The organism is Salmonella sp. SAL4457 (assembly GCF_046548235.1).
Classification (GTDB): domain Bacteria; phylum Pseudomonadota; class Gammaproteobacteria; order Enterobacterales; family Enterobacteriaceae; genus Salmonella; species Salmonella enterica.
Genome location: NZ_JBGDZO010000078.1, coordinates 1 through 423 on the forward strand (window position 1 = coordinate 1; position 423 = coordinate 423).

Annotated in this window: 1 protein-coding gene; it reads right to left on the bottom strand. The window is 67.8% G+C overall.

Features of this window, described 5'->3' with window-relative positions; genetic code table 11:
- Positions 1-423: solute carrier family 23 protein (locus tag ACLJNW_RS23310; protein WP_410961101.1), on the bottom strand; the 423-nt coding region annotated here is incomplete at both ends.

A 423-nucleotide genomic window follows, 5' to 3' on the forward strand; every position in this document is an offset into this window, starting at 1 on the left:
CGCCCAGGCCGAGGGCCAGGGATACGGCGATGATCAGCAGGGCACGGCGGTCCAGCTGGATGCCGGCGAGGATGTTGATGCCCGAAGCGGCCACCGCGCCGAACATCACCATCGCCGCGCCGCCCAGTACCGGTTCCGGCACCGCCTGGATGACCCCGGCGACGCTCGGGAACAGGCCGAGCAGGACCAGCATGGCGGCGATCCACAGGCCGACGTAGCGGCTGGCCACGCCGGTGAGCTGGATCACCCCGTTGTTCTGGGCGAACACTGAACTGGGGAAGGTATTGAAGATACCGGCGAGGAACGAGTTGGCGCCGTTGACCAGCACGCCGCCCTTGATCCGCTGCATCCACAGCGGGCCTTCCACCGGTTGCTTCGACACCTTGCTGGTGGCGGTGACGTCGCCGATGGCTTCCAGGGAGG